A 14,659-nucleotide genomic window follows, 5' to 3' on the forward strand; every position below is an offset into this window, starting at 1 on the left:
GTACGTTCGTCAGGCGCCCCGCAGGATTGTGCCGCCAGCGGCGACATGTGATCCTTGCGCGCTTTTTCCGTCACGAGACCCTCCATGAGCAAAATCATCCGCATCGCCGCCGCCCTGCTGCTCGACCCCCAGGGCCGCACCCTGCTGGTGCGCAAGCGCGGTACCCAGGCCTTCATGCAGCCCGGTGGCAAGATCGAGGCTGATGAACATCCGGTCAGTGCGCTGGCCCGTGAGCTGTTTGAAGAGCTGGGGCTGCAGATCGACCAGCAAGATGCCGAGTACCTCGGCCAGTTCAGCGCACCAGCAGCCAACGAGCCGGGTTTCGAGGTCAGGGCCGAGCTGTTCCTGGTACATACCGCGATGCCGGTCGAGCCTGCTGCCGAGATCGAAGAGGTGGTGTGGGTATCGGCGCGCAAGCAACTGACCCTTGAGTTGGCGCCATTGACGCGGGACTTGATTCTCCCCCTGTACCGGCGATTAACTAGCCAAACTGCCTGAACCCGACATTGCAAAGGAATGCTGATGATCCCCGTCCACGAATGGCTGTTGTTTACCGGTGCAGCGCTGCTGATGGTCCTGACCCCCGGGCCGAACATGATCTACCTGATTTCGCGCTCGATCTGCCAGGGGCGCATGGCCGGGATCACTTCGCTGGTGGGTGTGGTCGCCGGGTTTCTGGTACACATGACGGCAGCGGCGGTAGGGCTGACGGCGTTGTTCATGGCGGTACCGCTGGGCTACGACCTGCTCAAGTGGGCGGGCGCCGCCTACCTGCTTTGGATGGCCTGGCAAGCGGTGAAGCCTGGGGCGCGTTCGCCGTTCGAGGCGCGTGAGCTGAGCCCGGATTCTCCGGCCAAGCTGGTGATGATGGGTTTTCTGACCAGTGTGCTGAACCCCAAGGTGGCGATGTTCTACCTGTCGATCCTGCCGCAGTTCATCTCCCCGGAGCATGGTTCGTTGCTGGCTCAGAGCCTGACGCTGGGGCTGACCCAGATCACCGTGAGTTTCTCGGTGAACCTGTTGATCGCCTTGTTCGCTGCCGGCCTGTCGGCCTGGTTCGTCCGCTATCCGTTGTGGTTGATGGTACAGCGTTATGTGATGGGTTTCGTGCTGGCGGGCCTTGCGCTGCGCCTGGTACAGGAGCAGCGCAAACTGGCGTGAGCCTCAACGCACAGCGCTGACGCCGTCGAGGGTGGAGAACGAGGTGTCCTTGGCGGTCAGCAAAAAGTCGCGCATGTACGGCGCATCGAGCATGTCGGTGCGTACCGCGGCATAGAGGGTGGCGAACAGGCCTTTGTCGCCCAGGCGCTTGCCCTTGACGTAACCGCGCGAGCTGTACTCGTGCAATGCCCAGTGCGGCATGCCGCACACGCCACGTCCGCTCGCGACCAATTGCATCATCATCACCGTCAACTCGGCTGTGCGAACCTGGGCCGGCTCCACGTCGGCAGGCTCCAGGAAACGGGTGAAGATATCCAGGCGGTCACGCTCCACCGGGTAGGTGATCAGTGTCTCGCAGGCCAGGTCCTCCGGCACGATGTAGGGCTTGCTTGCCAGCGGGTGCTGGTTGGCCACCGCGAGCATGGCCTCGTAGGTGAACAACGGTACATAGGTCAGTCCGGTCAGCTCCAGCGGGTCGGACGTCACCACAAGGTCCAGGTCACCGCGGGCCAGGGCGGGGAGCGGGGCGAAGGCAAAACCCGAAGCCAGGTCCAGCTCTACCTCAGGCCAGGCGTCGCGAAACTGGTCGATGGTCGGCATCAGCCACTGGAAGCAGCTATGGCATTCGATGGCCATGTGCAGGCGCCCGGCAGTGCCACCGGCCAGGCGGGCGATGTCCCGCTCGGCGCCGCGCAGCAGCGGCAGGGTGGCGTCGGCCAGTTGCAGCAGGCGCAGGCCGGCGCTGGTGAAGCGGAGCGGCTTGGTCTTGCGCATGAATAATTGCATGCCCAGGCGCTCTTCCAGTTCCTTGAACTGGTGGGACAACGCCGATTGGGTCAGGTGCAAGCGTTCGGCGGCCTCAACCAGGCTGTCGGCTTCACGCAGGGCATGCAGGGTTTTCAGGTGACGAATTTCCAGCACCGGGTGCTCCATGAGTAAATTTTGAGATGAACACGAATTTATTGAGTTTGTCTCATGATGGTCTTGCTGTCGACAATGGCGCCATCTTTTACAGGGAGCACGATTGTCATGGCACTGGCCCACAACCTTGGATTTCCGCGCATTGGCGCTGACCGCGAATTGAAAAAAGCCCAGGAGGCCTACTGGAAAGGCGACCTCGACCTGGCCGGTCTGCACGCGGTGGGCCGTGAGCTGCGTGCTCGTCATTGGCAGTTGCAGAAGGACGCCGGTATCGACCTGTTGCCGGTGGGCGACTTCGCCTGGTACGACCAGGTGCTGACGCACTCGCTGGCCTTTGGCGCAATCCCCGAGCGTTTCGCCAAGACCCTGGGCAGCAATGGCCTGCCGACGCTGGATACCCTGTTCGCTATGGCCCGTGGCGCGACCACGAGCTGCTGCGGCGGTGAGCACGGCCAGGCGCAATATGCCCAGGAGCTGACCAAGTGGTTCGACACCAATTACCACTACCTGGTCCCGGAGTTCAGCGCCGATCAGCGCTTCCTGCTCAGTTGGGAACAACTGTTCGAGGAAGTCGCCGAAGCTCAGGCGCTGGGTCACACGGTAAAACCGGTGCTGATCGGCCCACTGACCTACCTGTGGCTGGGCAAGGCCAAGGGCGGTGAGTTCGACAAGCTCGACCTGCTGGAGCGCTTGCTGCCGGTCTATGGTGAAATCCTCAGCCGTCTGTCCCGCCAGGGCGTGGAGTGGGTACAGATCGACGAGCCGATCCTCGGCCTGGACCTGCCCCAGGCATGGAAAAACGCCTTTGAGCGTGCCTATCACATTCTCCAGTACTCGCCACTCAAGAAGCTGGTCGCCACTTATTTCAGCGGCTTGGAAGACAACCTTGGCCTGGCAGTCGGCCTGCCGGTGGATGGTCTGCATGTCGACCTGGTGCGGGCCCCGGAGCAACTGCCGATAGTGCTCGACCGCCTGCCTAGCTACAAAGTGCTGTCGCTGGGTGTGGTCAACGGGCGTAACGTCTGGCGCTGCGAACTCGACACGGCCCTCGAGCAACTGCAGCAGGCCCGCCAGCGTTTCGGTGCCAACTTGTGGGTCGCCGGTTCCTGCTCGCTGTTGCACAGCCCGGTAGACCTGGCCCGCGAAGACAAACTGGATGCCGAGCTGAAAAGCTGGCTGGCCTTTGCCGTGCAGAAATGCGAAGAGATCGCGGTACTGGCCAAGGCCCTGGATGCGCCGCACCTGCCACGGGTGCAAAGCGCTCTGGCCAGCAGTCGCGCGGTACAGAAAAGCCGTGCCGAGTCGCCCCGTATTCACAAGCCCCAGGTCCAGGCTCGCCTGGCAGCGGTTACTGCCGCCGACAGCCAGCGCCACTCGCCCTTCACCCAGCGTATCGACGCTCAGCGCCAGCGCTTGCAACTGCCGGCGTTCCCGACCACCACGATTGGATCGTTCCCGCAGACCTCGGCCATCCGCCTGGCGCGGCAGGCATTCAAGCAAGGCAAGCTGTCGGCCAATGACTACACCGATGCCATGCACAGCGAGATTCGCCATGCCGTGCAGATACAGGAGCGCCTGGGACTGGATGTACTGGTGCACGGCGAGGCCGAGCGCAACGACATGGTCGAGTACTTTGCCGAGCAGCTCGACGGCTACATCTTTACCCGCTTCGGCTGGGTGCAAAGCTACGGTTCGCGCTGCGTGAAGCCTGCGATCATCTACGGCGACCTGAGCCGTCCGCAGGCCATGACCGTGGCCTGGATAGAGTACGCCCAGGGCCTGACCAGCAAGGTCATGAAAGGCATGCTGACGGGGCCGGTGACCATGCTGATGTGGTCCTTCCCACGCGAGGATGTGTCGCGCAAGGTCCAGGCCGAACAACTGGCCCTGGCCATTCGCGACGAAGTGCAAGACCTGGAAGCGGCCGGAATCAAGATCGTGCAGATCGATGAAGCGGCGTTCCGCGAAGGCTTGCCCCTGCGCGGCGCACAATGGCAGCAGTACCTGGACTGGGCCGTGCATGCCTTCCGCCTGTGCTCAAGTGGCGTGCGCGACGAAACCCAGATCCACACCCACATGTGCTACAGCGAGTTCAATGATGTGATCGAGGCCATCGCGGCCATGGATGCCGACGTGATCACCATCGAGACTTCGCGTTCGGACATGGAACTGTTGGAGGCCTTCGAAGCGTTCGAATACCCCAATGATATCGGCCCTGGTGTGTACGACATCCATTCCCCGCGGGTGCCGGATACCACAGAGATGGTCAAGCTGATGAGCAAGGCGGTCAGGCGTATCCCGGCCGAACGCCTGTGGGTCAACCCCGACTGTGGCCTCAAGACCCGTGCCTGGCCGGAGACAGAAGCCGCACTGGTGAACATGGTGGCCGCGGCGCGGCAGCTACGCAGCGAACTGGCGTAAAAAAAACAACGGCGAACCCAAGGGTTCGCCGTTGGTGCTTCTTAGCGGGACGCAAAATACGTCTTGGCTGTATCGTGTCTGATCGACCCTCGCCAGACTTCGTCGGTACGCAAATAGCGGTCCTCAAGGCGCTTGAGATGCGCCGCACTGAAGTTCTCGAACGGCGTATCAAGGCCACGGTAATGAAAGTGGGCATACCACATCACTGGGCGGCTGGGCGCAGTCAGGTCGCGAACCTCGTACTCTTGAAGAAAGTCACGATCTTTGAGTCGCTGCCGTTCTCCCACTGCCTGGATACCGATCTGCTGGCGTTCGTGCAGATACATCAACTGCCCTTCATTCGGTCGATGACTGAGCTTGATCTGGTCGATTCGTAACTGGGTACCTTGCTGACGCAGTTGTGTAGCCTGGGTTCGCAGGTCGGCGGTGTCCGCGAGGCTGCCGCCAAGGAGTTCGAGTCGTTCGGCGCAGCTCTCCAGTTCCACGGCCTTGAGATTCATGATGTCTTCAAGGTCAGCAGGCACTGTATTGGGCCCCATGTACCCACGGGTGCGGTTACGGAAGTTTTCCAGGTCTGCGAGCAGCTGACTTGCCGTCTGCTTGAGGTCACGCAGTTCATGTGGACGAATCGTTGGCCGCGCGGCCTGCTTTCTCCAACGCTTCCCCGAAGGCTCGAACGTACTGACCGCGCCGCCCTCGGCGTTGTGCACGACAATCTGCTCGCCAGTTGTTCCTCCCGCCGGAAAGTAGTCGCCAATGTAGAGGTTGCCGTTTTCGACCTGAAACAGTTTAAGCGTATGAGTGCCTTGCTTTGCCCGTCGTTGCCCCGGCAGGCGTTGAATGGACTTGTCGGCCTGGTCGATGAGCAGGTCGAGATGTTCATACAGCCGCTTCAAGTAAGGCGCATCAAACAGCTCCGGAAGACTGGCATAGGTGCTTTGCAGATCAAGCTTGTATTGACGGAAGACTTGCCGGGCCTGGGAATGGATTTCACGACGCTGGGCTGCATTGGTAGGCACTTCCTGTAGCCCGAGCAATGTACTGTGCATCTGATGCACGTCGTCTTCGATGGTGCTCAGTCGATTGATATAGAACTCAGCCAACACAGAGGTGTTTGTGTAGTTCTGCGCTGCGACTATCAGGTGGCGGGTGTTGTGAAAAACGAAATAAATTTGGTTCAGGTAACGTTCCCTGCGCTGACCGGCCAGTTTGAGTAACTCAAAATCTTTGACTTCCCTCAGGTACTGTTTCGCGGGCGGGAAGGCTTCGCCGAGGGTGAGTAGCCCTTCCTCGAATCGGCTCTGTATTTCAGCCGCCTTTTCAAGGAATTGATCGGGGTCCGGGTCGGTGTTTTGCCACGTTGCGTCTTCAACCACCAGGTTTTTTTTCAAGGCGGTCAGTTTGCTCTTGAACACTGCAGCGTCTCGTCTCAACGAAGGTTGTGGGGGAAGGCTGGTGAGCAGGAACCAGTGATCCAGTTTTTTCTTCAGGTCGAGCAATTGTGCTTTGCAGTCGATGACGTGGAGCGCGTGAATGCGCATTATCTGCAGCAGTGGGGCTCGATCCACCAGATCGGTCAGGTCCTCAAGCTGCAAGGAGATTGCCAGTTGGTTGTACAGGTGATGCTGGGCCTGGGTCGTTGTCAGGTCCATCAGACCGATCAGTCGGTTGCACAGGGCTCTGGCCACACGTGATTTCTGGGTCGTGCAGGTGTGTTTCAAGCCGTGTATTTCGGCTTTCAGCCGTTCATCCCAAGCGCTGTATGACGTTCTGGCCGCGTCTATGTCAGCACGAAAGCGTTGTTTCATTTGAGGCATTGCAGCCATCTGTGCCTCAGGCGTGGCGTTGTCGAATGTCTCGTATTGAGTGTTCGTGCGTTGCAGAGACGCTTGAAACGTACGCTCGTCCACCAGGGATTGCGATTCCAGCATGCGCCGGCGCCGATGGGCGCTGTCTATCAGAAAGCGTGGCAACTGGTCGCGAATTGCCGCCGGCCAGTAGGGGTCCAGTCGCTCGGCCAGGTGTCCGATTACCTGGCCACCCCCCGCGCCACCGCCCATCAGGTGCACTCCGTAGAGGGCGAAGTGGGTATCCCACTGGCCATTTTCATCCATCGCGATGTTTTTTCTCCAGGTCTTGAGCGGGGTTCCACGCAAGCGCCAGGTGTGCTCCGTCTCGAGCCACTGCACTTGGCAGGGACGATCCTCGACCAGAATGAAATCGCCGTCAGGGTGCTGGTAGATACCGCGGTATTTGCCTTGGGTTCCTGGCTCAATCCCGTCCAATGACAGTGGCACTTGATACTCATAGCCATCAAAACGAGCCAGGCGCTGGCGGGCGCTCGCCGCCCCAGGCCTGAAACCCGATGCAGGGCCGGCGTGCAGCTTGTGCAATTGACGCTGGCGGGTGAGTTGGCAGGCTGCAGTTGGGTTGGCCATTGCACCGGGCAGTAGGTCCAGCGCGGCGTCAATGAACGCCAACAGTGCGTACTCCAATTCGTCCAGTGCCCTGCCGATCTGGCCGTTTATCAATGCAGTGGCGGCGTTGGCGCTGGCCTCGAAGAAGTCATAGATGCCAATGACGGTGCCGATCACAGGCAAAAAGCCGAGGGCCATCTTGATGTGGTTGAACACCATGCCGCTCTGGTAAGCGAAATTTTCCAGCCATAGCTGGTCGTTCGAGCGCGACGTTGCGCGATGGGCCTCCAGCATTCGGCCCAGTTGGGCATCCAGCAAGTGCTGGGCAAGTGAGGTGGTAGCGGGCCAGGCAGTACCAAGGCCAATGATGCCGTCGAACTTGAGCCTGATTGCCTCGCGCAGTCGGGCGCGGTGTGCGTCGGGATTACCCTGCAAGGCACGTTCGGCGAGGTACTCGATTTCTCCGGTTTGCTTGGCAAGCCGGTAAAGGTCGATGCGGGCTGCTTCGAGGCTGGGGTACTGGCGCACAGGGCGTGTGGGGTGTTCAGGGCGATACAGTAACGTGAGGCCGCTGTGCAGGTCGCTGATAAAGGTCACGCCAGAAAGGACCGTGCCGTGCAGGTTTGTATCGGCACCACCGGCGGTGAGCATGGCGGGAATCAGACGGATATCGTGCCCTTCATGTCTGTAGGCTGCGGCGTTGTCGGCGTCGATTGCGATATTCAGGATGACCTGGGCCTTATCGTCCAGATCGCCTTTGGCCGTGGCCATGGCGCAGTGCATCTTCAGCATCAGGCGCAGCGGATCGCCAAGTACCTCGCGACGGAGCTCGCGAGCGAAGGGGCTTTCGTCGATCCCCGCGTAGGCAGCACGGATCTTCTCTTCATACTGCTGCGCAAGGTCAAGTTTGCTGGCCATGCTCACCAGGTAATCCTTGTCGATGCGATCACGCAAGGTTTGCTCAAGCGCCTTGTCGGCAGTTTGCAGGCGCAACGCCATGAAGTGCAGGCGGTCTTTTACCTCATCGTCGATGTGCTCCAGCAGCAGGGTTTCCAGCCTCACGGTTTCGCGTTCCGTGCTGGCTACCAGTACTGGTTTGACCGGCACGCCAGGTGCACCGCTGCCCGCGATGAAATCTTTTTTCCAGGCGGTGTTCTGCGGCAGGTCCAGGCCAATCGGTTTGCCATCGTAAGTGGGAAAGTCCCGCTTCAGGTATTCGCTGATGTGTTGGCGGCAGAACAGAAGGCGGTTGGGCAGGTCGCGGGCGATCAGCGCCTGGGCGCGACGCATGGCGGCGATGTAGTCGAGTGTGCTGGTCTTGAGGGCAAGCCGATCAGGTGCCTGCAGGTTTACCAGCCAAGAAGGAAAAACCGCGCTCAAGGCTTCACTGTGCGCCTGCTCTTGCAACTGTTTGAACGCAAAGTCGCGGGCCGCGTGGCGAGGCACTGTCCAGGCGTGCGCCAGTGTTTCAGCCGCACGCTCCCACGCATCGTTGGTGGCCTCGACGGGCAGGGCTTCAGGTGTACCGCGCTCCAGGTGATACGCAAGGATCTGCGCCAGTACATTGCCGCTGAGCGTGACGAGGTTCAATGACTGATCGCTCGAGTCGGTAATGTCGAAACAGCGCGCCAGTTCGTCCAGATTGGTGCAATGCAGCAGTCCGCCCGATTCGCCAGGCCAGTACAGCAACAGGCCCGATGATGGCTGCGGATCGCGCAGGGTGATCACCACGCAGTTGCGCAAGACGGTGTTGATACCTTTGAGGTGCAGTTGCGGATGTGCGGCGATAACTGCCGAACCCGCTGGTGGAAAGGACTCAGGAGCGCCGACCAGACCCTCGACCCAGCGCAGGTGTTCGTCGTTGATCTGTCCCAGCAGGTGTTGGATGCGGGCATGGGCATGCAAGCCTTCATAGTGGGCCTTGAGGAGCACCTCACTGGCGACGGGGGGCAGGGGTGATGTCTGAAGGTACAGATCGATGGCCCGCTCGGCGTCAGCACAGACCCCCTCCAGTGCGGCGTGCTCACGCTTGAACGCCTGTAGTTTGTCGTCGCTCAGGGCGGTGAGCAGCTGGTACTGCAGGTTGATCTGTTGCCGACGAACGGCGTAGGGCATGTCGATATCCAGGCTGCCAAAGTCGAACAACGAGCGGCCCGGGGGCGGTTCGTCTTCTTCGTGTTCGAGGGCCGGCGGTGTGCTCAGAACGCTCGGGCTGTATTGCCTGGCATCGACTCGATGGACGATGGCCAGGGCCAGCTCGGCATGCGTTTGGAGGTCGTCGCCGGGATTGTGTTCCAGGGCTTGGAGCCGAGCCTGCAGAAGGTTCTCGAACAAGGTGTCAAAGCCTGCTGGGGCATGGTCATCATTGCCCGGGCCGAGCGCCTGCTCATCGCCGTCACGCCTTGCCAGGGTGGCGTCCCGGCTTGCGCGCTCGTATTCCTGATAGTGGTGTCGGGCGTGGCTGAGTCGGCTGACGGCCGTACCTTTGGCACGCGCTGCCCAATAGTCATGCCATTGCCGGCTGACAATGGCCGGCAAATCCAGGGCGGCGAGTTTGTCCAGTAGTTGCGTAGCAGAGAGCCTCAGGATCGGGTGCTGGACGTCGACGCCGACGACCTGGGCCTGTGCATTCAGTTCGGCGGGGGCTTGAGGGTGGTGGCGGGTAAAGGTTGCGAGTGCGATGAGATTGATGAACGTGGCTGAAGCATGAAACCGCAGGCCGGTGATATCAGGGTCAGTGCTCAGCTGGTTGTGCAACACGCTGCGCAGCGCCTGGTACACCCCCGGCGCGCGGGCAAGCAGGTCATTGAAGGTATCGAAATGGTGTGTCCAGCGTCGGGTGGCGTCGTTCGACCGCTCGAGGTCGAAGGGGGTGGCGCTGGTCAATACGACCGGGGAAGGGACATTCGGTACGTGGGTTTCAGATGGGGCGCGCATAAAAAGACTTCCCGAAATGGGGTAGTGCCGAGAGTGGCAATCCCATTGGGTGGCAGATCCTGGTGGCGCAGGCGGTACATAGTTAGTGAGGTGACCGCTTGGCCAGATTCATCAAATTGTCATGCAACTGTGGCAGCGCGCTTGAATGAATTTCATCAGACTCGCGCTCTACTGGGGATTTGCATTCTGGTGTTTCACTCATGCGGGCTTTTTTGTTCTTTTTCTTGATTTTATGCACTCAAGTCGCGACGGCGGCGCGTTGTGACGTCAACGCGCCGGTGCAGCAGGCGCGCCTGGAGCAGGTCAGCCTGGCCTACCAGAGCATTGGACGTGACTCGGACCCTGCCTTGTTGTTGGTCATGGGCCTGGGGGGGCAATTGATCCACTGGCCGGATGAGGTGCTGGTCGCTTTGTGCCAACAGGGCTTCAGGGTAATTCGCTATGACAACCGCGACGTTGGACTGTCGTCCTGGAACCAGGCGCCGCGGAACGCCAACCTCACCTATGAATTGCTGCGCTACAAGCTGGGCCTGTCGGTGGGCGCGCCGTATACCTTGACCGACATGGCCGACGATGGCCTGGGTCTGATGAATGCCCTGCGGGTTGAGCGTTTTCATGTGCTTGGCGTGAGCATGGGCGGCATGATCGCCCAGCACCTGGCAGCAATGGCGCCGCAGCGGGTGGAGAGCCTGACGTTGATCATGTCCAGTTCCGGCGCCGTGGGCCTGCCGGCACCGAGCCCTGCGCTGGTGCAGTTGTTGGCCAGGCGCGGGGCGCCCAATCGCGAAGTGGCACTGGAGCAACAGGCCGACTTGCTGGCTGCGCTGGGCAGCCCCCAGGTCAAGGATGATCGCCAGGCATTGCTGGAGCAGGCGGCGCAGGCCTATGACCGGGCGTTCAACCCCGAGGGGGTCAAGCGCCAGATCATGGCGATCCTCGCCGAGCCGAGCCGTGTCGACCTGCTCGACAACCTGCGCCTGCCGACCCTTGTGGTGCATGGCACGGCCGACCCGTTGCTCCCCGTCATGCATGGGGTGCATCTGGCTGCCCATATCCGGGGTAGCCAATTGCGCTTGATTCCGGGGTTGGCGCACCGTTTCCAGGAGCAATTCAAGGCGCCCTTGCTGGCTGCCGTGCTGCCGTACCTGAAGGCCCATCGCGAAGACATGAGCCATTGGGCCCAGCTTTAGTGCAGGCGCACCCAGAGGCTGACCAGTACGGTCGCCGCGATCAGCCAGGCCACTGCCGCCAGGGCCAGTGAAGCCTCCAGGCGCAAGCGGTCGACCAGCAGGTACAGGGCTGCCAGGTAAACGAAATACGGAATGATCGACCACATGCCGAACAGAATGGTGGTCTTCAGGTCGTCAAGCGAACGGCCCTTGCCGACGATGTAGTGGGCAATCAGGGCGAAGGTCGGGAACAGCGGGACCAATCCCGCAATGTAGTAGTTGCGGGTTTTGGCCAACGCGGCAAGGATGACCACCACGGCTGCGCCCAGGCAGGCTTTGAGTATCAGGTCCACATGCGTTCCTGTTGGTGTGGCAGGTTATCCCAGGCCATATTTTTTCACTTTGTCGAACAGGGTGGTCTTGGCCATGCCCAACTCCTGGCTGGCCTGGCTGAGGTTGCCCCCGGTGCGCTGCAAGGCGTCGCTGAGCAGGTTGCGCTCGAACGCTTCGACCGCCTCGGCAAAACCCAGGCTCTGGTTGGAGGTGGTACCGGCTTTCTTGAAGGCCGGCAGGCCCAGGGCGTAGCGTTCGGCAACGTTGCGCAGCTCGCGCACGTTGCCCGGCCAGTCGTGGGCCATCAGCCGCGACAGGGTCTGGCTGTCCAGTTGCGGAGCTTCCCGATCGAAGCGCAGGGATGCCAGCTGCAGAAAATGCTCGAACAATTGCAGGATGTCTTCGCGGCGTTCGCGCAGCGGTGGCAGTTCCAGGGTGACCACGTTCAGGCGGTAATACAGGTCGCTGCGAAACTGCCCGTTTTGGCCCAGTGCATCGAGGTCGGACTTGGTCGCGGCGATCACCCGGCAATCGACGGGAATGCTCTGGTTCGACCCCAGGCGTTCCAGGGTGCGTTCCTGCAGGACCCGCAGCAGTTTGATCTGCAGGTTGATCGGCATGCTTTCGACTTCATCGAGGAACAGCGTGCCGCCATTGGCATGTTCGATCTTGCCGATGCGGCGCTTGCCGGCACCGGTGAACGCATTGGCCTCGTGACCGAAGATCTCGCTTTCAAACAGGTTCTCCGGTAGGCCGCCGCAATTCAGCGCCACGAACGGCTGCGCCTGGCGGCGGCTGAATTCGTGCAGGCAACGGGCAACCAGCTCTTTGCCGGTGCCGGTTTCACCTTCGATCAGCACGTTGGCGGAGGTGTCGGCCACATTGGCAATCAACTCGCGCAGGTTCTGCATGACCGGCGAACGGCCGATGATCCGGCCTTCCAGGGTGCTTTGCTCGGCCAGTTGGCGGCGCAGTGCGAAGACTTCGCGCGACAGCCCGCGTTGTTCCAGGGCGCGGCGTACCACTTCGACCAGGCGCTCCGGGGCGAAGGGTTTTTCCATGAAGTCGTAGGCACCATTACGCATGGCGCCGACGGCCATGTCGATATCACCGTGACCGGTGATCAGCACTACCGGCAGGCTGCTGTCGCGTGCCTTGAGGCGACCGAGCAGCTCCAGGCCATCAATGCCGGGCAGGCGAATATCACTGACCACAATCCCGGCGAAGTCATCACCAATGCGTTGCAGGGCCTCTTCGGCGCTGCCGACACCTTCGCAAGCGATGTCTTCCAGCGCCAGGGCTTGTTGGCAGCCGAGCAGCACATGCGGGTCGTCTTCGACAATCAGGACGGTAAGGGGCGCTTGGTTCATAAAGACTCGGCAGATTCTGTGGGGGCATTGACCAATGGCAGGGTGAGGACGAACGCAGTACCGCCGCCGGCGGGGTGTTCGACACTCAGGTTGCCCTTGGCCGCGGCCGCGAGGCTGGCGGACAGGGTCAGTCCCAGGCCCAGGCCGTGCTCTCCCGGTTTGGTGGTGAAAAAGGGCTCGAACAGGTGCTTGCGCGCTTCGTCATCGATGCCGTGGCCGTTGTCGCGCACCCGCAGGCGGTATTTGTCGCCCTGCAGTTCGCCTTCCAGCCAGAGCTGGGGCAGGGGCTGGGCGGCCATGGCATCGAGCGCGTTGCCGATCAGGTTGACCAGGATTTGTTCGAGACGCGTCTGGTCGATGGCCAGTTGCTGGTCTTCGAAGTGGCTGTGCAGTTTCAGGTGACACCCCGCAATGCGGTTGCCCAGCACCTGCAGGCAGGCCTCCACGGCCTTGGCCAGCGATGCCTGGCCGCTGTCGTCGCCGCGCCGGGCAAATGAACGCAGGCTGGCAGTGATGCGGCCCATGCGGTCGATCAAGTCGTTCATGGTGCGCAGGTTGGTGCTGGCGGTTTCCAGGGCTCCGCGCTCGAGGAAACGCACGGTGTTGCCCGAGAGGGTGCGCAAGGCCGCCAATGGCTGGTTCAGCTCATGGGCGATGCTGGTGGACATCTGGCCGATGGCTGCAAGCTTGCCGGCCTGGACCAGTTCGTCCTGGGCGTAGCGCAGGGTTTGCTCGGCATGCCGCCGTTCGCGGATCTGGCCGATGAGGCGTTCGTTGCTGGCCCGCAGGTCGGCGGTGCGCTCGGTAATCTTGCGCTCCAACTGGCTGTTGGCTTCTTCCAGGGCTTCACGGGCAGCCAGGCGTGTGGCGATCACCTTGCGCCGCTCGTTCCAGGCAATCAGCAGGATCGCCAGCAAGGCAAACGCCACGGCGACCAGCATGCCCTGGATGGTCGACTCGCGGCGCAGGTCTTGCAGCGGTGTGAGCAGGGTGAAATGCCAGGGCGTGTCATTCAGCCGCCGTGTTTGTGCCAGGTAGGCCACTTCGTGGCTACCATCCCCCAGTTCGGCGTTGGCCGGGAAGCTCAGCTTCTCGATGCCGTCGGCGTATTTTTCCCGTGACAAGGGGTGCAGCTCGTTGAGCGGCCACCAGTAATACTGAAGGCTGCGGGCCAGGCGCTCCTTGGTCTCCGGGCTCAGCGGGCGGACTGACTTGAGGCGCCGCGCCGGGTCGCTGGAAAGGATGATGATGCCGTTCTCGTCGCTGACGAAGGCCTCCAGGCGTGCGCGTTGCCAGCGTTCTTCCATCGCCTCCAGGCGCACCTTGATCACCGCCACGCCAATGATCTTGCCGTGTTCTTCCAGGCCATGGGCCAGGTAGTAGCCAGGCTCGCCATTGGTGCTGCCAATGCCATAGAAACGCCCGGGCTGGCCGCGCACGGCATCCTGGAAATAGGCACGGAACGACAGGTCTTCACCCAGGAAACTGTCGACATCGCGCCAGTTGCTGGTGGCCTGCACCCGGCCCGTGGTGTCGAGCACGAAGATAGCCCGGCTGCGGCTGCGCCGGTTCAGGCCTTCGAGGTATTCATTGACCGTCTGGCGACTCTCGCCATCGGTTTCGGTCAGCAGGCTGGAGACGCTGTCTTCCAGTTCCAGCAGGCTGGGCAGGTAGGTGTACTTGCTGATTTCGCTCTCGACCCCGCGTGCGTGCAGCTCGAGCTGGCGCTCGCCGGATTCGCTCAAGGTGCGGATGCCGTTGTGTTCGCTGATCATGAAGCCAGCCACGCCCAGGCCAATCATCAACAGGACGATCAGGGGCGGAATCAGCAGTTGGCGGATCAAACGGGGTTTCACGGCAAGGGCAGGCTTGGCTGGGCGAAAGAGCGTGGGATCGCATTTCATCACAGTGGCCCTGTAACTAACAGCGC

Annotated in this window: 9 protein-coding genes; 4 read left to right on the forward strand and 5 right to left on the reverse strand. The window is 61.5% G+C overall.

Annotated elements, in window-relative coordinates; all coding sequences use genetic code 11:
• Positions 1-84: 84 nt before the first annotated feature.
• The gene (locus tag H621_RS0111035) at positions 85-498 is read left to right on the forward strand and encodes an NUDIX hydrolase (RefSeq protein ID WP_028943456.1); all 414 of its coding nucleotides are present in this window, start codon (positions 85-87) and stop codon (positions 496-498) included.
• 24 nt (positions 499-522) lie between these two features.
• Positions 523-1,161 (forward strand): LysE family translocator, encoded by a 639-nt coding sequence (locus H621_RS0111040; protein ID WP_028943457.1) that lies wholly within the window; start codon positions 523-525, stop codon positions 1,159-1,161.
• Positions 1,162-1,164: 3 nt separating this feature from the next.
• On the opposite strand, the gene metR is transcribed toward H621_RS0111040, so the two are convergent.
• A complete protein-coding gene (gene metR / locus H621_RS0111045) occupies positions 1,165-2,082 on the reverse strand; it encodes a transcriptional regulator MetR (RefSeq protein ID WP_028943458.1) in 918 nt (305 codons plus the stop codon).
• 108 nt (positions 2,083-2,190) lie between these two features.
• On the opposite strand from metR, the gene metE reads away from it, so the two are divergent.
• On the forward strand, positions 2,191-4,503 hold the full coding sequence (gene metE / locus H621_RS0111050) for a 5-methyltetrahydropteroyltriglutamate--homocysteine S-methyltransferase (protein ID WP_028943459.1): 2,313 nt from the start codon (positions 2,191-2,193) through the stop codon (positions 4,501-4,503).
• A 41-nt stretch (positions 4,504-4,544) separates the two neighbouring features.
• On the opposite strand, the gene H621_RS0111055 is transcribed toward metE, so the two are convergent.
• Positions 4,545-9,857, reverse strand: a complete 5,313-nt coding sequence (locus tag H621_RS0111055) for a hypothetical protein (protein WP_028943460.1) — start codon at positions 9,855-9,857, stop codon at positions 4,545-4,547.
• 200 nt (positions 9,858-10,057) lie between these two features.
• On the opposite strand from H621_RS0111055, the gene H621_RS0111060 reads away from it, so the two are divergent.
• Complete coding sequence (locus H621_RS0111060) at positions 10,058-11,047, forward strand: alpha/beta fold hydrolase (protein ID WP_028943461.1); 990 nt, start codon at positions 10,058-10,060, stop codon at positions 11,045-11,047.
• Here H621_RS0111060 and H621_RS0111065 read toward each other — a convergent pair.
• The 3 genes from H621_RS0111065 to aauS are packed head-to-tail and all read right to left on the reverse strand — an operon-like array spanning position 11,044 to position 14,633.
• Complete coding sequence (locus tag H621_RS0111065; RefSeq protein ID WP_167332105.1) at positions 11,044-11,370, reverse strand: GlpM family protein; 327 nt, start codon at positions 11,368-11,370, stop codon at positions 11,044-11,046. The genes H621_RS0111060 and H621_RS0111065 overlap by 4 nt on opposite strands.
• 33 nt (positions 11,371-11,403) lie before the next feature.
• Positions 11,404-12,729: a two-component response regulator AauR gene (gene aauR, locus H621_RS0111070; protein WP_028943463.1), complete on the reverse strand. Its 1,326-nt coding sequence runs from the start codon at positions 12,727-12,729 to the stop codon at positions 11,404-11,406.
• Entirely contained in the window at positions 12,726-14,633 is a 1,908-nt protein-coding gene (gene aauS, locus H621_RS0111075; RefSeq protein ID WP_028943464.1) for a two-component sensor histidine kinase AauS, read from the reverse strand. Before aauS ends, aauR begins: the two co-directional genes overlap by 4 nt.
• Positions 14,634-14,659: the final 26 nt, after the last annotated feature.

Origin of the sequence: Pseudomonas vranovensis DSM 16006, from assembly GCF_000425805.1 — a bacterium.
Classification (GTDB): Bacteria; Pseudomonadota; Gammaproteobacteria; order Pseudomonadales; family Pseudomonadaceae; genus Aquipseudomonas; species Aquipseudomonas vranovensis.

Bases quoted from the DNA above. Each gene is read 5' to 3' on its own strand.
- H621_RS0111040 (WP_028943457.1), top strand. From the start codon at position 523: ATGATCCCCGTCCACGAATGGCTGTTGTTTACCGGTGCAGCGCTGCTG.
- H621_RS0111035 (WP_028943456.1), top strand. From the start codon at position 85: ATGAGCAAAATCATCCGCATCGCCGCCGCCCTGCTGCTCGACCCCCAG.
- metE (WP_028943459.1), top strand. From the start codon at position 2,191: ATGGCACTGGCCCACAACCTTGGATTTCCGCGCATTGGCGCTGACCGC.
- H621_RS0111055 (WP_028943460.1), bottom strand. From the start codon at position 9,857: ATGCGCGCCCCATCTGAAACCCACGTACCGAATGTCCCTTCCCCGGTC.
- aauS (WP_028943464.1), bottom strand. From the start codon at position 14,633: ATGAAATGCGATCCCACGCTCTTTCGCCCAGCCAAGCCTGCCCTTGCC.
- H621_RS0111060 (WP_028943461.1), top strand. From the start codon at position 10,058: ATGCGGGCTTTTTTGTTCTTTTTCTTGATTTTATGCACTCAAGTCGCG.
- aauR (WP_028943463.1), bottom strand. From the start codon at position 12,729: ATGAACCAAGCGCCCCTTACCGTCCTGATTGTCGAAGACGACCCGCAT.